This is a genomic window from Streptococcus suis, assembly GCA_022354845.1.
Taxonomy (GTDB): Bacteria; Bacillota; Bacilli; order Lactobacillales; family Streptococcaceae; genus Streptococcus; species Streptococcus suis_AA.
The window spans coordinates 859,705-879,016 of record CP031970.1 but is presented as its reverse complement, the minus strand read 5'-3'; the positions used below and the strand labels follow the sequence as shown (position 1 = coordinate 879,016).

Below are 19,312 nucleotides of genomic sequence, written 5' to 3'. Positions count from 1 at the left end.
TCTTCTCCCCTAAACTTTTTTCAAACGTTCGGATTTCTGCAAAGAAAATTATACCATAGTTCTGCCCCCAGAAAAAGCATTTTAGAAATCTAAAAATGAGATATAGCGGACAACTATATCTTTTGACTCAAAATAACTATTTTTCAAATAAAGCAAACTGGGGTAGAATTAGTTCAGTGATAAGTGAAAGAGAGATTTACAAATGACAACATCAAGATTTCAACTAGTGGGTTCCCTTCTACGTCCAGCAGAATTGCGTGACTACAAAACACAAATCGAACATAGAGATGATATCCATTATCCTTTTTATAATGACTTCTCTGGATATCAAGAAACTGAAACAGTAGCCATCGAATCAATCGTAAAGGAACAAAAAGAAAAAGGAATAGATATCCTAACTGACGGAGAATATTCTAAATCTATGTGGCACCTTGACTTTGTATGGGGCTTAAAAGGTATTGAACGGTATATTGCTGATCATGGATATACTTTTAAAGACCATGATGGCAGTCACTTTGAGACAAGAAAAGACATAGGTATCCGCATCACTGAAGAATTATCTGGTAAGAATCACCACTTTATTGAAATCTTTAAAAAAGTGAGTGAGCTAGCTGAAGATACGCAAACAAAATTGACTGTATGGGGCCCAGCTCATGCTTACACTGAACTTGCTGTTTTTAATGAATTGTATGGCAAAGGTCAAGTATATGCAACTGCCGATGATTTAAAAAATGGTCTCATTCAAGCTTATAAAGAATTCCTTGATGACTATAAAACTGCTGGTGGCACCATTATTCAGTTCGACGACTGTCTTTGGGAACTTTTTGATGAAAGTAATCCTGCAAGTTTCTTTGCTGAAGGCAATGCAGGACTAGCTGATTTAGCAGATGCCTTTGTCAAAATAAATAATGAAGTCGTTGACTATGCACATTCACTTGGTCTTACTGTTTGGACACACAACTGCCGTGGTAACTACGAAAGTCGTCATGCCGCTGGTGGGACTTATGAGGCAATCGCAGAAAAATTCTTGCGTGATCAGCACTACGACCGCTTTTTCCTTGAATGGGATGATGAGCGTGCTGGTGATTTGAAAGCCTTAGAAAGCTTACGCGATAAAAACGCAGAAGTTGTTCTTGGACTTCTGTCAAGTAAGACAACCGATTTAGATGATGAAGAGCGTGTCTATAAACTCTTAGAAGAAGCAAGTAAAATCATCCCTAAAGAACGTCTTTACCTTTCTCACCAATGCGGTTTTGCTTCATGTGACTCTGGTAATGAATTGGCCATTCCACAACAATGGGCTAAAATCAAACAAGGTCAAGATATTGCAAGCAAATTCTGGAATGAATAATAAAAAATCCCATGGAACAAATAGGAATTCCATGGGATTTTCATTATTAGAAGAATGCTATTTATAGCCGAATGAATTAGCTTTCAGACAAGGAACTGAGGCGCAGGTTGCTAGAACAGCCTAAAGGCTGTTCTAGGTTGGAAATAAGACTTGAGAAACAAGTCACTTTCGTAAAGTACGGCAAGACGAAAGTGACGAAGTATCAAAGCTAATTCAAATGACTATACTACCCAATAAATAGGGACAAGAAGCTGGTACCAACCATATCTGCCAGAGCATGTCCTAGAAAGTAAGGTAGGAGATTATCATTTTTATTTCTATACATATAATAGTAAAACAAACCAAACGGCACACCTATTACTAAGGCTGAAACCAATCCTTGATAGGTAAGGAATGAGGTTCGGACGATGGTTGAAAAAAGCAATACGAGCGAGCGTTTCTTTCTATCTGTACTTAACAATAAACCTAGGAAAAAGAATTCTTCGTAAAAGCCGTTAAACAAAGCATAAACAACTGTACTATAATCAACCGCTAAGAAGCGATTTTATCACCGTCATGATATCCAAATTATAATAAGGGAGATATACTAGATGGTTATACCCTCCAGTAATCCCTGGAAGGTAAGAAAAGTCTGAAAATGCCAAGTCACTAATCTAACCAGCACCGATAAAAATCCGTGGTCCCCAGAGTAAAACTGTTCATTCTAGTTTTACCTTTAGTTGTTTGAAATCAACATTCCGAATCAGCAAATAAACCAAGGCAAACAAAAACAGTTTTCCTTGATTGACCAATGCCCACCAACTGTCTGCTGCGGTAAAGGATTGCACTCCATTTTCCACTACTTCTGTCGCAGATAAAGATGCAATCCATTGCATGGTCGAGGTATAAATAGCATTTCCAAATAAAATTGCGGTCAGGACAAACACATCTAGCCAGTTTAATTCTTTCAGTGATTTTTGGGGTCGAATAGCTTTCAATATTCCCTTCACACTTTCTCCTCTGATACATTTTTCTCAACCATTTAGATGGGTATAGTCGATTTTATAACATTTCTAGTAATTCTTGATAACTGTGAATTGTATAGGTCGGAATAGCCTTGCTGTAGTTTATCAGGTTAGAAGGATTATACCAAACAGTATCCATACCAGCATTATTCCCGCCTTGGATATCTGCAGTAAGGCTATCTCCAACCATCAATGCTTGTTCAAATTGAAAACCTGCAATCTGCTCTGCTATTTTTTCATAAAAATCCGCCGAAGGTTTTTGCGTCCCCATCTGTTCTGAAATAAATACTTCTTTGAAATAAGGTTGAATCGGTGAGTGCAGCAAGCGTTTTTCCTGAATATAGGTCACACCGTTGGTCGCCGCATAAATCTGATACCCACGCTTGGTCAGCTCTTGCAATAGCTTATCTGCTCCTGCAAAAATTTGTCCCTGCCGTCCTATAAACTCTTGGTATCGCAAAGCCATCTCCGTCCCATCAACCTGACGACCAAAGTGAGCAAAGGTCCGTGAAAAACGAGTATTGATTAACTCTTTCTTTGTGATCAGACCTTTTTCTAAATCCTTCCACATGCCCTGGTTGAGCGGACGATAGACTTCTTTAAAAGATTGAATATCCTCAACCTCCATCGAAGCTAAAAACTGTGTCAGAGCCACCTCCTCACCCCGACTAAAATCAAGAAGAGTATGGTCAAGATCGAATAATAAATGTTTGTAGTGCAATTGTGAACTCCTTTTACTTATTGAGCATATTATATCACAGAATAGTACCAATTTTAGGAAATAAGGAAACACTGAAAACTTTGAAAATGAACAAAAATATTAATTACAGTGTTTTTATGATAATATTTTCGTATAGAATATGATGTTCTTATCTTATAACAAATAGTCCAGATGTAAAGTGAAATTAGTGATTAACTTTTTAATTTATTTAAAGCAATATTATACCTTGAAATTGTCACAATATCTATCTGTCAATTGCGATACAAAGCATAGATTCAAAATTAATGATATCACTTCAACTCAAAAATTCTATACAGATACAAATTACTTTTTTCGAGTTTATCAGTTAAAAAATAAAAAAAGCTCTCTAAACGCTGTCAAATCAATATTTAGGGAGCTTTTTTGAGTCATAAATTGTGTTGTGTATGCAATCTTTCCCTAACTTTTGAATATTTTCATATCTGCTATTCAACTGGTCCAACTATACCTAATAAATATAGTAACTATACACAGTAAATCACTCGTCCATGTTCGCAACTAACACAAAAAGAGGATTCGAACCCTCTTTTTAATCCCAATGTGCTATAATATATAATTTCTTCTACAATAATTTAGACAGACATTGCTTGCATCCCATCCATCAATATCTTTGTTGCTTTGTAGGGGTCTTCAGCATGGGAAATGGCTGAGATAAGAGCTATTCCATCTGCACCTGCTTGGAGAATATCCTTGCAATCTTTTGCAGATAACCCTCCTATCGCAACCATAGGAATATCGGAATTGAGTCTCCTTAGTTGCTTTAATCCATCCATTCCAATTGCTGGACTAGCATCATCTTTAGATAAAGTGGGAAAAACAGGTCCACTTCCGATATAATCTACTAGTTCAATAGGCGAATTGAGGTATTCTTCTTCTGTTCCAACTGATAGTCCAATTATTTTCCCTGGGAAGAGCTGTCTCGCTTCTACTACTGACAAATCTTCCTGACCAAGGTGTATTCCATCAGCATCAATTGCACATGCTAACTCAACATCATCATTAATGATTAATGGAACCTGATAGCGATGACACAGGTGTTGAACTTGTTTTGCCAACAGTAGTTTATCAGACCCTTTTAAACCTTGCTCACCTTTTTCACGAAATTGAAAACAAGTGATTCCTGCCTGCAATGCCTTTTCCAGTACATCCAAAAATTTGCCTTTTGGACAATCTGTCGTGCCACAAATAAAGTAAACTTGAAGGATTTTTCTATTCATAATGAATGACCTTTTTATTTTCCTCAACCTCTTCTGATTGGATTGCATAGAGGCTATTTAAAAACTCAATCTGGAAGGTTCCGGGTAGTAAGGTTTTCTGCTCTGCCATTTCTCCAGCGATCGAATAAGCCGATAGGACCTCTTCCAAACAATCCAATAATGAATCCTCATCAGCTAGGTGAATAGAGGCAGCCAAAACTGCTCCCAGTAGGCATCCTGTCCCTGTCACTAGGGTCATTAACTCACTACCGTTTTCCAAAATCCGAACCTGATGATTCACAGCGATAGCATCTTTTTTTCCTGTAATCACAACAGGAATTCCTAATTGTTGGTTGGCTCTGAGAGCTAGTTCACCAACGTTGTCAATCTGAGCAGAATCTACCCCTTTCGTTTCAATACTTTCACCAATCAAGGCTGCAATTTCTCCTGCATTCCCACGAACGAGTGAAATAGTATGATGATGTAACAGATCCAAGGCAACTTTCTTGCGATAGGCACCAGCACCTGCCGCGACAGGATCTAAGACAGTAGGTACACCATATTTCTCAGCAATATCCAAAGCAGATTTGTATAGTTCCCAAGTTTCATCGGTCAAGGTCCCTGTATTAATCAATAAGCCTTTTGCATAGGGAAGTAGATCCTCCAAATCTTCTGGATACTCGCTCATCGCAGGGGAGGCACCGAGAGCAAGCAAGCCATTGGCTGTAAAATTTTTGACTACATCATTCGTAATACAAATGGTCAAGGGATTTTGACTACGTAATTTTTCCAAATACATCTTGCTACTCTCCTCTGTAGGTGGTATGATTGACAGGACCATTTCCATGACCCAGTTCTGGAGCAGTCTGAATTGCTTCAGTAATAAATCGTTTGGCGGTTTCGACTGCTTGTGCTACTGTCCGACCTTTTGCCAACTCTGCAGTTATGACTGCCGCATAGGTACAACCTGTACCATGTGTATGGTTCGTAGCAATGCGTGCTGCACTGATGATCCTGACCTCACCATCTTCTAAAAATAAGTAGTCAGATGCCACATTTGCCAGATGACCACCCTTTATGACCACATTTTTTACCCCAAGCTCTTTCCGGATCCAACGGCCCGCATTCATGATGTCATTTTCACTTTTCAGTGTTCTACCGACTAAAACTTCTGCTTCTGGTAGATTCGGTGTAATGATGGTAGCAAGGGGCAGTAATTTTGTTTTCAGCGCTTGGATTGCATCCTCTTCAATCAAACGGTCTCCACTCGTTGCGACCATAACAGGATCCAAGACATATGGACACTTCTGTTCAGCAAGATAGCTTGCGACGAGCTCTATGGTCTCGACTTGTGCTAACATTCCCGTTTTTATTGCATCTGGAACAATGTCCTGAGAAACACTTTTCAATTGTTCTTCTAAAATTTCCTGATCAAGATGACGAATTAGTTGCACCCCTTTGGTATTTTGAGCAACGACACTCGTCACGACTGCCATACCATAAACTGATCTAGCCTGAAAGCTCTTCAAATCAGCCATAATACCTGCTCCGCCTGTCGGATCTGTTCCTGCTATTGATAATGCTACATGTAAAGATGTCATTTTTTATCCTCCAAAATTGGTATCAATTCACTTAATTGCTTGATGCTAACTATACCAGTGTTCTCAACAGAAAAAGGGGAATTTGGATGTTCTATATAAACTCCCGCTATTCCTAACTCATGTCCAATACAAAGATTGTTCTTATTATCCTCGACCATTACGATATTGGCTGGATCTATCCGTTCCTGATGTAGGATGAATTGGTAAAATTCCCTATTTTTATCGCTCCCAAACAAATCCAAACTGCTATATAGTTTCACAAAATAGTTAGACAGATGATGGGATGACAATCCTAGTTCAGCCAGCTCCAGATAGTTTGAAGTGACTGCGTACATGACTGCACCTTTTGCCTTCAATGTAGATAGGAGCTCATGCACACCTTCCACCAAGGAAATATCTCTATATAGTGATTGCAGTTGATTCATTTTTTGCCTTTCAAATTCATTCTCATCTAAGGAATTCTCCACAAGTTGCAATAAATACGCGTTGACATCTTCCATTGAAATCCGCCAAAGTTCTTCCCTTATCTGCTGGGTATACGCAACTCCGTGATGTTTCAAAATCCCTTGAACCACCAGATCCCAGACCTCATAGGAATCAAAAATAACTCCATCAAGGTCAAACCAAATGACCATTTTGTTCATCAATGTCTCCTTTCACTTTTTCTCGTTAGGAAATGTAAAATGAATCAGCTGAGACTATTTGTGAAAATATTCTTAATTGTATTAGATTTATCATCACTTTCGGCTTGCCGAACTCTATGAAAGTAACTGGTTGCGCATATCTTATTTCCAAGCTAGAACAGCCGCTAGGCTGTTGTAGCTACCTGCACTCAGTTCCTTCTTTCTGAGAACTCTTCATTCGATTATAGAAAAAACTCCATCTGATGGTTTATCAAATGGAGTTACACCTACGATGATTGATGTCCAGTAAATACAGTATCCTATACTAGAATACGAATATAATACTTGTCAACAAAATTTGTTGATACACATTTCCCTTCGACAGTCCTAACTGCATCAGGTTCGATGGGTATAATCTCAGCCTCTTGGCACCCCAAATGTTCTATTCAATTTTACAAAAATATTTTATCATATTTTCGAGCTTAGTGCAATTGTTTTTTTACTAAATTTAATCTTCTTTACTTATCGGCGCTAAACTTGCCAAAACTTTTTTGAGTCCCATGTCGGGGAAATTGATTTTGAGTTCTTGATTGCTGCCTGAACCTGATACTTCAAGGACTGTTCCGCGGCCCCATTTCTTATGGACTGCGATGTCTCCAACTGACCAGTTGGTGCCTGAGCTTGACGATTGGTTGCTTGATGCGAAGGGCATACTGCCTCCGAGCTTGGCGGATGGTTGTACGGCTGCTTTTCGACTTTGTAGGGCTTGTTGCAAGCTCATGCCTTGTCCAAACTGTGTCGATTTGCCATTGACATAAGAAGCCTTAAAGCTAGTATTAGCTGGACGAGCAAGCCCTTGGTAGTCAAGGAGGTCACTGGAAATTTCACGTATAAAGCGGCTAGGTTGGTTGTAATTACTGCGACCAAAAAGAAGGCGTGAATTAGCATTTGTCAGGTAGAGAGTCTGCTCAGCACGGGTAATGCCTACGTAAGCCAAACGACGTTCTTCTTCCAATTCGTCCTCTTCTTCTGCTGCACGGCTGAGCGGGAAGACATTTTCCTCCATACCAATCAGGAAGACAACAGGAAATTCCAGACCCTTAGCCGCATGAAGAGTCATGAGGGTCACTTCTGAAGATTCGCTATCGCCATCATCTGTGTCAGCAATCAGTGCCAAATCAAGCAGGAAGCGCGTCAACCGATCCAGACCTGTCTCTTCTTCCTCAGCATCCTTTTCGTCAAATTTTTTGGTAACAGAAAGGAATTCCTGGATGTTTTCAATGCGAGCATTGGCTTCCAACGTATTTTGTGCTGCAAGGGCATCAATGTAGCCTGTCTCCTGTAAGACAGTTTCTACCACTTGAGTAACTGTTAAGCTGTCCAGTTGATTACGTAGCTTATAAAGAAGATTGGCTAGGTCAAAGACCGCCTGTGCAGCCTTGCCTTTGATTGGTGACAGAATAATATCTTGTGATGCTTCCAGCAAGGACATGCCAAGACTGGTCGCAAAATCACGTATCTTTTCAACCGTACCGGGGCCAACACCACGCTTTGGCTCATTGACAATGCGTTCATAAGAGATATTATCTGATGGGTTGGCAATGAGGTTCAAGTAGGAAATGACATCCCGAATTTCCTTACGGCTGTAGAACTTAGTACCGCCAACCATTGTGTAAGGGATATTGGACTTGAGCAGAGCTTCTTCAATGGTACGGGATTGAGCATTTGTCCGGTAGAGAACTGCAAAATCCTTATAGCCCTTGCCTTCTCGGCGCAACTGGTCGATCTGACTCGCTACAAATATTGCCTCGTCATTTTCATCCCGAGCACGATAATAGATAATCAAATCCCCTTGGGCATTCTGTGTCCAGAGTTTTTTCGGACGGCGATTGCGATTGTTTTCTATCACTTCATTTGCTGCCTGCAAGACGTTCTTGGTCGAACGATAGTTTTCCTCCAAAAGTACGACCTTGCTCTCTGGATAATCCTTTTCAAAGTCCAGGATATTTTGCATATCCGCACCACGCCAACCATAGATAGACTGGTCCGCATCTCCGACCACGCAGATATTCTTGAAACGAGATGCCAGGAGCTTAACCAATTGGTACTGGGCATGGTTGGTATCCTGATACTCGTCGACATGGATGTACTGGAATTTCTGCTGGTAATAGGTCAGGACCTCTGGATTTTGGTCAAAAAGGCGGAGCGTCAACATGATCAAATCATCAAAGTCAACGGCCTCTGACTGTCTTAGCTCCTTTTGATAAGCCGTGTAGCATTTAGCAACAATCTGCGTATATAGATCGCCTGCCTGGGCTTCAAATGCCTTGTCATCAATCAAATCGTTTTTGGCATTAGAAATGGTTCCCAGGATAGAACGTTCACTCCACTTTTTCGGATCTAAATTAAGATTTTTCAAAATCCGTTTCATAAGGGTGCGTTGCTCACCTGGATCGACAATCGTAAAATTGCGATTATAACCAATATGGTCAGCATCACGACGCAAAATCCGTACGCACATGGAGTGGAAGGTAGCTATCAAACAATCTTGAGTAGCAGGATTGAGAGCATAGGCCCGCTCTTTCATCTCACGCGCCGCTTTATTCGTAAAGGTAATAGCTAAGATATTCCAAGGATTGACCATTTTTTCTTCAATCAAATAAGCGATACGGTGAGTCAGAACTCGCGTCTTACCCGAACCAGCCCCTGCCATAATTAATAGCGGTCCTTCTGTCGTCTGCACCGCTTCTGCCTGTCTGTCATTCATTCCGTTTAATAATGGGTTCATTTTCTCATACTTTCTTAGAACTTGTATTTACAAGTAATTTACTTTCAAATAGGAGATCGTTTATAGCTAATCAAGTTATTTTTTTGAGGAAATACCGACTGTATTTTTGGAAAAAGAAACGATGAATAGCTGAAAAACTAGCCTAAGATGGAAGTACTACACTGTGAATACAGGTTCGTTTTAATCATACCCTCCATTATACCAAAAAAACTCTAGATAGGCAGTCGATAACGTGAGAACCACCGCCCAAAAAAGCCCAGAGAATATCTCTGAGCCATATTTATCAGCTTAAATTGATTATTCAGCACCCAAGGCAGCTACTGTGATGTAGTTATAAGGTTTGTTGAAGTGTGGCAAGAAGAACAAGTCTGTCAAGGCCAATTTTTCGATTGTTACACCTTCTTGGATTGCCAATGAGAAGAGGTGGATACCCAATGAAATATCTTCACGAGCAGCCATTTGTGCACCAAGAACACGACGTGAATCTTTATCGTAAACAATCTTGAGAGTTACAGGGAAATTACCATGTTCTATGAATTCTGGTTTTTGGTTATCAGTAACTTCAGTAACTGCTGCGTTAAAGCCAAGACGAGTAGCTTTTTCAAGTGTCAAACCTGTTGATACAAGGTTTAATCCGTAGATAGAGATACCGTTAGAACCTTGTACACCGATACCTTCAAGGTCAGTGCCACAGATGTTGTGAGCTGCAACGATACCAGTACGTACCGCGTTTGAAGCCAATGCGATATAGCTTGTGTCGCCAGTAGCGTTGTCGTAAATTGTTGCACAGTCACCAATAGCATAAACGCCTGGGATTGAAGTTTCTTGGCGTTTGTTTACAAGGAAAGCACCATTGCGGAAGCGCTCAATTCCTTCACCTGCAAATGCAGTGTTTGGACGGAAACCAACTGCCAAGATAACCATGTCAACATCGTATTCGTTCTTGTCTGTGATAATTTTTTCAACTTTGCCATCACCAGCAACTTCTTTAACAGTTTCACCGAAAGCAAGTTTGATACCATTGTCTTCCAAGTTTTTAGCCATAAGGTCTGACAAGTCGCGGTCATAGTAACCAGCTAAACATGTATCAACTACATCGATAAGGACTACTTCTTTACCTTTACGTTGGAATGCTTCCGCAAGCTCAACACCAATATAACCAGCACCTACAACTGCTACACGATTGATATCTTTGTTTTTCAATTTTTCGATAACATCAGCTGAGTTTTGGTACAATTTAACAAATTGCAAGTTTTCAAGAGTTGCTTCAAATTCAAGAGAACCTTCTTTAATTTCAGCGCCTTTGATTGGTGGCAAGATAGGTTGTGAACCAGTTGCAAAAAGAAGTTTGTCAAATGATTCAACATGTTCTTGACCATTTACAAGCGCAGTAACTGTTTTAGCATCATAGTCAATGTTTGTAACAGGTGACTCCAAATAAACTGTAGCTCCCAAACTCTCCAACTCTTCTTTGTTTGAGTAGAAAAGTCCTTCTGAACCAGCAATTTGCTCACCAATCCATAGAGCCATTCCACAACCCAAGAATGAAATGTTTGAGTTTTGGTCAAATACAACGATTTCATTTTCTTGACCATAATTTGTTAACATAGTTTTGATTGCGGCAGTACCAGCGTGGTTAGCACCAACAACAACGATTTTAGACATAGTAAAATCTCACTTTCGAAAATATATTTTTTTACAAATTATATTATACAATATGAATGTTACCGATTTCAAAAAATATGCTCAGAATATCACATTTTTTAAATTTAATTGATTATTGCCAAAATATGTATTGATTGATATGCAAAAAACCTAGATTCCTCTAGGTCTTAGCTTAACGTACTTGTTCAAAACGCAAATGCACAATAATCTTATCAGCATAACCATTACGTTCCAAATCACGTTGCAAGCGATATGAAATATAATGTTCTGCGATTGAGATATAACCCGCATCAAGCAAACGATGTTCAACCTGAGATTGAACCATACTAATGGTAGGTCGCTCTGTATGAGCTTCTTCCAAGTCAAGAACAACTTTTTTGGTTACCTGAGCAAGATTCTTCCGCCAAGTTTCATCAATAACATAAACTGTTTGGGCTGCCTTGAGAATAGCTTGATAAATTTTTTCTGGATCAAATTCAACAATTTCTCCGCTACGTTTAATGACTTGCATAAAAGCTCCTTCCTGGTTTTCAGTAAACCCTTTCATACTTCTATTATCTAGGTTTTTCACGGTTTTGTCAAGTTTCTTTTTTCATTCTGTGATATAATGTCAATATTACAACATGAAGGAGAATACCATGTCTAATGCAATGCCAAAGCGTCATGAAATTGACGTTCAACTTACTTGGAATACCAATCTGATTTTTCCAGATAATCAGGCCTATAAAGATGCCTTGGTAACCTATAAAAAACAAGTTGAGAATTTTGAAGCAAATTACAAAGGAAAATTAACAACACATGAGACCATTGTGGCAGCTCTAAAAGAATACGAAGGCTTAGCTATTTTAGAGAGTAAATTATCACACTACGCTTTCCTACCGCTTGAAGTTGATAAAATGAACACCGAGTTAGCCAGTTTGTCAAATGATTTTGACTTGACAATTGCCTACACAATTCCAAAATTGTCTTTCTTACATACAGAACTGAGTTTACTAGACCAAGATGTATTGGAAAGTGTGATTACTGACCAACCTCAGTGGAAATCATACATCCAAAATATTATTCGTCAAAAACCATACCAGCTTCATCCTTTACAAGAAGAGCTTCTTGCAAACTTTGCACCAACATTTGGTCAGCCTTATAACAATTACGGTGTGACCAAGTTTGAGGATATGACCTTTGATAGTTTTGAAGCCAATGGTGAAACACTTAGAAACAGCTATGTTCTCTTTGAAAATGATTATGAACTCAGCCATGATACCGAAATCCGTCGCAATTCAGCTGCTGGCTTCTATTCAACCTTGAAGAAATACAAGAATACAACTGCAGCGACTTATTTGTCTCATATCAAAAACGAACAAATCGAAGCTCGCTTGCGTGGATTTGACAATACGATCGACTTCCTCTTGCATAGCCAAAATGTCTCTCGCGACCTCTTCGACCGTCAGATTGATGTCATCATGAAAGAATTGGCTCCTCACATGCGTCGCTATGTGAAATTGGTTGCTAAGGCTCATGGTTTAGATAAAATCACACACGCTGACTTGAAAATCAGTCTGCCATCTGAATACAACCAACGCATTACTCCTGAAGAATCCAAACAATTCTTGATTGACTGCTTGGGCATTCTTGGTGAAGATTATGTGAAAATGATTGAACAATCATTTGATGAGCGTTGGATTGACTTTGCTCAAAACAAAGGCAAGGCAACAGGTGGATTCTGTGCTACCTTGTATGATGGACCATCTTACATCTTACTTTCATGGACAGGTTTGATGAATGAGGTCTTGGTATTGGCTCACGAATTAGGACATGCTGGTCATTTCCAATTGGCTAAGAAACAAAGTGTGCTAAGCTATGAACCATCACTATACTTCATCGAAGCTCCATCTACTGCAAATGAGGTCTTGACATGTAATACCCTCTTGAAAAACAATCAAGATCCTGGTTTCCAAGCCTATTTGATTAGTGAATTGATTAGTCGCACCTACTTCCACAACATGGTGACTCACTTGCTTGAAGCTGCCTTCCAACGTGAAGTCTACACTCGCCTTGATAATGATGAATATCTAAACGGTGACATTCTCTGTCAAATCAAGCTAGACATCATCAAAGAATTCTGGGGTGATGACTTTGAAATCGGTGACGATGCAGGTCTTATATGGATGCGTCAACCACACTACTACATTGGTTTGTATCCATATACCTACTCAGCTGGTTTGACCATCGGTACTGCTATGGCAAAGCAATTGGAAGAAAATCCTGAAGAAGTTGTTGAAAAATGGTTGGAAACCTTGTCACTCGGTGCAAGTCTTTCTGCCCAAGACCTTGCTAAACACGCTGGTGTTGACGTTTCAACAGATCAACCTCTTAAAGAAACCATCGCCTATGTAGGTTCATTGGTTGACAAATTAGAATCCTTAATCTAATAACCCTTAAAGGCTTGAACAACTTGTTCAGGTCTTTTCGTTTATTTTTTCCTGATACCAATTTCTAACATAGGTCAATTCGTCTTGACTTAGAAAGTGGCCTTTTTCAAAACGAGCTAGGTTGGCTTTGGGAAAGGCTGACGCTTGCCAATCATCTACAAGATTTTCAAGAGCAACTTGGTCGACGAGTTGGTCATTCTGCCCTAGTGTAAACAAAATCTCTGCTCTGCTATTTTCCATAGGAAAAGCATAATCTAAGGCTGAAGGGTGGAGCAATATATAATTGTCCGCCAGATTTGACTGTTTGGTTAACAAGCCCATGATGAAGTTGGTACCATTTGAAAAGCCTACGAAGGTAACCTGGTGATAGGGCTGAATGTCTGAGTCCTGCCAAAAATCCAGAAAAGCCGACAAGCGCATTTCAACATCGACAAGATCCAGCTGACCATCAATCAGCGGGGCAAAGAAACGCCTTTTCCTGCCTTGTCCCCAACTTCCATCCAAGGAAAGGATAAAAGCTTCTGGATCCAGCTGTTGGCGGAGAAAGAGCATTGATTCCTTGTTGCCACCTGTACCGTGGAAAAAGACCAAGAGACGGGGTCTGGTCCCTTTGATAAAGCGATAATCCATACAAATTTTCTCCTAATAACGTTGATCGAGTATTTTTTCAATTTCTAATCGTTCTTGCTCTAAGAAACTTGGTAGAAATAATTCAACTTCATCTAATTTGGATGATTGATTTGGCATTGGAGCTTCTTTATCACCATTCATCGTTGCAACCTCAAACATGAGATAATTTGGTGCTCGGAAGTACAAGGAATGCATGAAATCTCGATTGATAATACCAGAGTGCGGACGATTATGAAGATTCAAATGGTCAACCATTTCTTCTAAATCAGATTCATCTAGCACGCCGAAAGCCACATGATGGATACCACCAACACCGATTACACTGATTTTTGATTCCTTATCGACCATAACCTGCACTCGGTGTTGAAACTCGTTATCAAATACTAGTGAAATAACTTCTTGTCCTTGGTATTCAAATCGATTTTCTTCCACAAAACCAAAACGGTCCTCAAGTAATTCAATTAGAGCTTTCTCTTTACGAACCCGCATTTGTATGCCAGCTATGCCTACAATTGCTGCAGCCGCAGGAATGTCCTTGATCTCAACAGGTAGCATCTTTCCTATGGATTCATGGTATGTTAAACCAAGCAACTGACCATCCTCATCTTGGAAATTCAAGATATGCCCGCTTCCAAAAGCCTGAATCCCTTCGTTTACCACTTCAAACTCTGTCAATCTTTTCTGCCAAAATTCCAAGGCAGTTAAATCTTTGACTAGAAAAATGGTTCTCTCCAATCGATTTGCTCCCTCCCGTTGTCGAGCTAGTGTCGGCATATCAAAAATAGTGAATTCCGTTCCAAATCGACCTTCTGCATCTCCAAAAAACAAATGATACATAGAAGAATCGTCCTGATTCACCGTTTTTAAGGTTAATTTCAAGCCTAGAATATGGTAATAAAAATGATAGGCTTGATGAATATTTCCTACCAAGCTTGAAATGTGATGAATACCTGTATTGTTCATAAGAATACCTCTTTGATGATGATACAAGTATTTTATCACTAGTTATTGATATCTTAAACTATCTTGCTTACAATTGTTATCCAAATACCAAAAAACTTCCCTAACCATTGCTGATTAGAGAAGGATATTTCTTAAAAAATGAGACCATATAGGACAGCAGCAAGCAAGCCTCCGATGATTGGACCAACAACTGGTACCCAAGCATAGCCCCAATCCGAATCGCCCTTGTGCTTCAACGGAAGAATGGCATGCATGATACGAGGACCAAGGTCACGCGCAGGGTTTAGGGCATATCCTGTTGGACCTCCTAATGATACTCCTAGAGATAGGATTAAGCCACCAACAATTATGGTACCAAGCCCTGTTGGAAAATCATACTGACCGAAAGCCAATAATCCCAAGACCAAAACAAAGGTTCCAATTGCTTCGCTAATTGTATTGGAAACAAGGTTGCGGATGGCAGGACCAGTAGAGAAAGTTGCCAATACAGCGCCTGTGTCCTCAGTAGCGTCGTAGTGATCTTTGTACATAAGGAAAACTAGGATACTACCGATAAAAGCTCCGATAAATTGAGCAAGGATATAAGGGACTACAGACCCCCATGGGAGATTTCCTGCAAAGGCCATTGCAATTGATACAGCTGGATTGAGGTGGGCAGGTCCCAATAAGCCACTCACAAAAGCTGCCATGGCTACTGCTAGACCCCAACCAATTGTGATTACAATCCAACCAGCATCCTTAGCCTTACTCTTATCTAGTACTACTCCTGCTACCACACCATTACCTAGTAAGACAAGTAAGGCGGTACCCAACACTTCACCGATTAATTCATTTGTCATCATGCACCTCTTTCTATTTTTCTTTCAAATAGGTCAAATCATTCTTAACAAGTGTATCTGCCAACAATTGTTCCTGTTGTGCTAGTTCTTCTTCTGACCAAGCATAGTATGCAGCCATCTCTTTCAAAATGTCTGGTGCCACCGCATCCAACTGCTCACGCATAAAGAGCATGTAGTTGGTACGACGGAGAAGATAGTCAACGGCAGTCAAGGTCATCTCTTCCTTCATAGCATAGTGAAGGGAAAGCAAATCACGCTTGTTCAAGCCATAAACGGCCTCTACTTTATGGTTTAATGCAAAGACTTTTGGCGCATTTGAGCCGTACAAGTTTGCCAAGTAAAGCGCATCATCATAGACAAGACCTTTCTTCACACCTAGTTGAGCAAGATGTTCGATTTCTTCTGCAACGTTTGCCGGGTTCAATTCACCACCAGAGACTGGATAGGTCTTAGAATTGATGAGTTTAAAGCTGCGACCATGTTCTTCTTTGAGGATGTCTGCAACCTTTTCTATTGCTCCTTCGGCCATCTTACGGAAGTCTGTGATTTTACCACCTGCAAGAGTCAGCAAACCATTGTCATCGCGATCAAGTGCAGAACCGCGTGATACAGCAGATGGATCCATGTGTTTTTCAGAAACACTGCCTTCCAAATGTGTCAAATCTTGCTCCACATCGTCACGACTCTTTTCATTGTTCAAATAGCCTTTAACTGTTTCAATCAAGCTATTGAAGCTCTCATCGCTGAGTTTTCCGCTGTTTCCACCGTTGTAGTCAGAAGCTCCATTTCCAGACAAGAGGGGACGAAGACCTGCCCAACCGCTCTCAATGTCATCCAAGGTCAAGTTTGCTTCTGGGAAGCGATTGTTGACAATATCAAGCAGATAGTCAACGTCTTCTTGGGTTACCATCGGATTCGCCAAATCGCCAGTGTAGTCTGTATCTGTTGTACCAAAATAGGTTTTATTTTCACGTGGAAGGACAAAGACCATTCGACCATCTGCGTGACCAGTATCAAAGTAAGTTGGCTGAGGAACAGACAAGCGAGTGCTATCGACAACTAGGTGTACACCTTTGGTTGGACGCATCTGGAGAACGCCTGAGCCCTCGCCACCCAGATTACGCACTTCATCACTCCATGGTCCTGTTGTATTGATGACCAAACGAGCATGAATTTCAAAGGTGCTATCTGTCAGCAAATCACGAGCAACAATGCCGATAACTTTACCTGACTCATCCTTGATAAATTTCTCAGCTTTGACACGGCTGGCAATCAAGGCGCCGTCTTTGGCTGCACGTTTGATGTTCTCAATGACCAAGCGGGCATCATTGTTGCGGAAGTCGAGGTAGACACCGCCACCAATCAATCCTTCTTGCTTCAAGTTTGGTTCACGTTCAATGACTTCTTCTTTAGTCAAGACCTTATTGGCCATTGCAGTATTGTTGACACCAGCTAAGAGGTCATATAAGTCCATGGCTACTTTCAAACGGAAGAGGCTGAAGGTTGAACCTGGCTCATCATACACTGGTAAAAGCATTGGGTCTGGCTTTGGAATATGTGGGGCAACATTTTGTACTACAGTACGTTCAGATACGGTATCGGATACCACTTCCACGTCAAATTGTTTCAAATAACGTAATCCACCATGCACCAATTTTGTTGAGCGACTGGAAGTTCCTTCTGCAAAGTCTTGCATTTCAATCAAGGCTGTTTCCATGCCACTTGCTGCTGCCTGTAAAGCCACGCCAGCACCCGTAATACCACCACCGATAATGAGGAGGTCTAGTTGACGATCCTGCATTCGTTCAATGGCTATGCGTCTTGTTTCTTTTGAAAATTCCATTCTATTCACTTCCTAACTTTCGAATAGGACTGTCTAGCAAGAGGAAAGCCTTCTCTCCCCTCGCTAACAAGTCCTTTATTGCTCTTCATCCACTTCTGCAAATAGTTGAGTTGCTGCGACAGCTTTTTTCCATCCCTTGTAAAGTTTTTCTTTACGAGCTTCGTTCATGGTTGGTTGGAAAGATTGGCCGACAGCGTTGAGTTCTTTCAATTCATCCAAATCTTTCCAGAAACCAACTGCTAAACCTGCCAAGAATGCTGCTCCAAGAGCTGTAGTTTCAAGGTTTTGAGCGCGTGCGATTTCAATACCCAAAATATCTGCTTGGAATTGCATGAGGAGGCTGTTCATGGCTGCACCACCGTCAACCTTCAACACAGAAATATCAATACCCGTATCCAATTGCATGGTATCAATAACATCACGAACTTGGTAGGCAATGGATTGAAGAGTTGCTTTGACGAAGTCTTCTTTTGTTGTACCACGTGTCAATCCAAAAACAGAGCCACGCGCATCTGAATTCCAATACGGAGCTCCAAGTCCTGTAAAGGCTGGAACAACATAGACTTCATCATTGCTGGTAGATTTGCGTGCCAACTCTTCTGACTCAGGCGAGGTTGTCACCATTCGCATGCTGTCACGGAGCCATTGAACCGCCGAACCAGCGATAAAGATAGAGCCTTCCAAAGCATAGTATACTTTACCATTGATACCATAGCCAATCGTCGTTAATAGATTATTACGAGACAACTGCATCTCCTCACCTGTATTCATCACGATGAAAGAACCAGTTCCGTAAGTATTTTTCACCATACCTGGCTCAAATGCCAGTTGTCCAAATAGGGCAGCCTGTTGGTCACCTGCCATGCCAGAGATTGGCACTTCTGCGCCATAGAAATGGAATGGAGCTGTCTTTCCATAAACTTCAGAGTTTGAACGAACTTCTGGCAACATGGCTTTTGGAATGTTGAGAAGAGATAAAATTTCATCATCCCATTTCAACTCTTCAATATTGAAGAGCATTGTACGAGCTGCGTTTGAATAATCTGTCACATGCTGTTTGCCATCTGTTAACTTCCACACTAACCAAGTATCAATGGTTCCGAACAGAATCTCACCTTTTTCAGCACGTTCCTGCGCTCCAGGGACTTGGTCCAAAATCCAACGAACTTTGGTTGCTGAGAAGTAAGCATCCACTACAAGGCCTGTTTTTTTATGAATCATATCTGCGTGACCATCCGCTTTCAGCTGGTCAGCAAGATGAGCTGTTTGGCGAGATTGCCAGACAACGGCATTGTAAATTGGAAGACCTGTTTCCTTATCCCAGACCACCGTTGTTTCACGCTGGTTGGTAATACCAATTCCTTCAATCTGATCAGGACGAACACCACTTTCGATAAAGGATCCTGCAATGACTGACTGGACCGAATTCCAAATTTCATTGGCGTTATGTTCAACCCAACCTGGTTTAGGGAAAATTTGCGTAAACTCTTTTTGGTAACTGCCAACTTTCTCACCTTTTTTATTAAAGATGATGGCACGTGAACTTGTAGTTCCTTGGTCAATAGCCATGATGTATTTTTCAGTAGACATAGGTCTCCCTCCTGTTTGTTTATCTTTTTT

16 protein-coding genes, 1 pseudogene and 1 riboswitch are annotated in these 19,312 nt (G+C 40.6%); of the genes and pseudogenes, 3 read left to right on the top strand and 14 right to left on the bottom strand.

Annotated elements, in window-relative coordinates; translation table 11 throughout:
- Positions 1-202 precede the first annotated feature (202 nt).
- The gene (locus tag D2A30_04660) at positions 203-1,351 is read left to right on the top strand and encodes a 5-methyltetrahydropteroyltriglutamate--homocysteine methyltransferase (GenBank protein ID ULL20931.1); all 1,149 of its coding nucleotides are present in this window, start codon (positions 203-205) and stop codon (positions 1,349-1,351) included.
- A gap of 226 nt (positions 1,352-1,577) precedes the next feature.
- Here D2A30_04660 and D2A30_04655 read toward each other — a convergent pair.
- Positions 1,578-2,340: pseudogene (locus D2A30_04655) on the bottom strand (CPBP family intramembrane metalloprotease).
- A gap of 52 nt (positions 2,341-2,392) precedes the next feature.
- Positions 2,393-3,076, bottom strand: coding sequence for a noncanonical pyrimidine nucleotidase, YjjG family (locus D2A30_04650; GenBank protein ID ULL20930.1), 684 nt, complete (start codon positions 3,074-3,076; stop codon positions 2,393-2,395).
- 178 nt (positions 3,077-3,254) lie between these two features.
- Here D2A30_04650 and D2A30_04645 point away from each other — a divergent pair, with 178 nt between their 5' ends.
- Positions 3,255-3,482 (top strand): hypothetical protein, encoded by a 228-nt coding sequence (locus D2A30_04645; protein ID ULL20929.1) that lies wholly within the window; start codon positions 3,255-3,257, stop codon positions 3,480-3,482.
- A gap of 205 nt (positions 3,483-3,687) precedes the next feature.
- Here the strand turns inward: D2A30_04645 and D2A30_04640 are convergent, their stop codons facing one another.
- From D2A30_04640 to D2A30_04610, 7 genes are all read right to left on the bottom strand, one after another.
- Positions 3,688-4,332, bottom strand: a complete 645-nt coding sequence (locus tag D2A30_04640; GenBank protein ID ULL20928.1) for a thiamine phosphate synthase — start codon at positions 4,330-4,332, stop codon at positions 3,688-3,690.
- Positions 4,325-5,110, bottom strand: coding sequence for a hydroxyethylthiazole kinase (locus tag D2A30_04635; GenBank protein ID ULL20927.1), 786 nt, complete (start codon positions 5,108-5,110; stop codon positions 4,325-4,327). The genes D2A30_04640 and D2A30_04635 overlap by 8 nt, the downstream gene beginning before the upstream one ends.
- Positions 5,111-5,114: 4 nt before the next feature.
- Complete coding sequence (thiD, locus tag D2A30_04630; GenBank protein ULL20926.1) at positions 5,115-5,912, bottom strand: bifunctional hydroxymethylpyrimidine kinase/phosphomethylpyrimidine kinase; 798 nt, start codon at positions 5,910-5,912, stop codon at positions 5,115-5,117.
- Positions 5,909-6,556, bottom strand: a complete 648-nt coding sequence (locus tag D2A30_04625) for an HAD family hydrolase (GenBank protein ID ULL20925.1) — start codon at positions 6,554-6,556, stop codon at positions 5,909-5,911. The genes thiD and D2A30_04625 overlap by 4 nt, the downstream gene beginning before the upstream one ends.
- A gap of 335 nt (positions 6,557-6,891) precedes the next feature.
- Positions 6,892-6,981: riboswitch (TPP riboswitch) on the bottom strand.
- 62 nt (positions 6,982-7,043) lie between these two features.
- Positions 7,044-9,323, bottom strand: coding sequence for a DNA helicase PcrA (pcrA, locus tag D2A30_04620; GenBank protein ID ULL20924.1), 2,280 nt, complete (start codon positions 9,321-9,323; stop codon positions 7,044-7,046).
- Positions 9,324-9,620: 297 nt separating this feature from the next.
- A complete protein-coding gene (locus D2A30_04615; GenBank protein ULL20923.1) occupies positions 9,621-10,988 on the bottom strand; it encodes an NADH oxidase in 1,368 nt (455 codons plus the stop codon).
- Positions 10,989-11,160: 172 nt separating this feature from the next.
- Positions 11,161-11,499 carry a hypothetical protein gene (locus D2A30_04610; GenBank protein ID ULL20922.1) on the bottom strand — a complete coding sequence of 113 codons (339 nt, stop codon included), beginning with the start codon at positions 11,497-11,499 and terminating at the stop codon, positions 11,161-11,163.
- Positions 11,500-11,626: 127 nt separating this feature from the next.
- On the opposite strand from D2A30_04610, the gene pepF reads away from it, so the two are divergent.
- Positions 11,627-13,417, top strand: a complete 1,791-nt coding sequence (gene pepF / locus D2A30_04605) for an oligoendopeptidase F (protein ID ULL20921.1) — start codon at positions 11,627-11,629, stop codon at positions 13,415-13,417.
- A gap of 27 nt (positions 13,418-13,444) precedes the next feature.
- Here the strand turns inward: pepF and D2A30_04600 are convergent, their stop codons facing one another.
- The 5 genes from D2A30_04600 to glpK form a co-directional block, all read right to left on the bottom strand.
- Positions 13,445-13,837: a hypothetical protein gene (locus tag D2A30_04600; GenBank protein ULL21987.1), complete on the bottom strand. Its 393-nt coding sequence runs from the start codon at positions 13,835-13,837 to the stop codon at positions 13,445-13,447.
- A 222-nt stretch (positions 13,838-14,059) separates the two neighbouring features.
- A complete protein-coding gene (locus tag D2A30_04595; protein ULL20920.1) occupies positions 14,060-15,010 on the bottom strand; it encodes a 2,6-dichloro-p-hydroquinone 1,2-dioxygenase in 951 nt (316 codons plus the stop codon).
- A gap of 131 nt (positions 15,011-15,141) precedes the next feature.
- Positions 15,142-15,849, bottom strand: a complete 708-nt coding sequence (locus tag D2A30_04590; protein ULL20919.1) for an aquaporin family protein — start codon at positions 15,847-15,849, stop codon at positions 15,142-15,144.
- A gap of 13 nt (positions 15,850-15,862) precedes the next feature.
- Positions 15,863-17,692, bottom strand: a complete 1,830-nt coding sequence (gene glpO / locus D2A30_04585) for a type 1 glycerol-3-phosphate oxidase (protein ULL20918.1) — start codon at positions 17,690-17,692, stop codon at positions 15,863-15,865.
- Positions 17,693-17,767: 75 nt separating this feature from the next.
- Complete coding sequence (gene glpK / locus D2A30_04580) at positions 17,768-19,282, bottom strand: glycerol kinase (protein ID ULL20917.1); 1,515 nt, start codon at positions 19,280-19,282, stop codon at positions 17,768-17,770.
- Positions 19,283-19,312 lie beyond the last annotated feature (30 nt).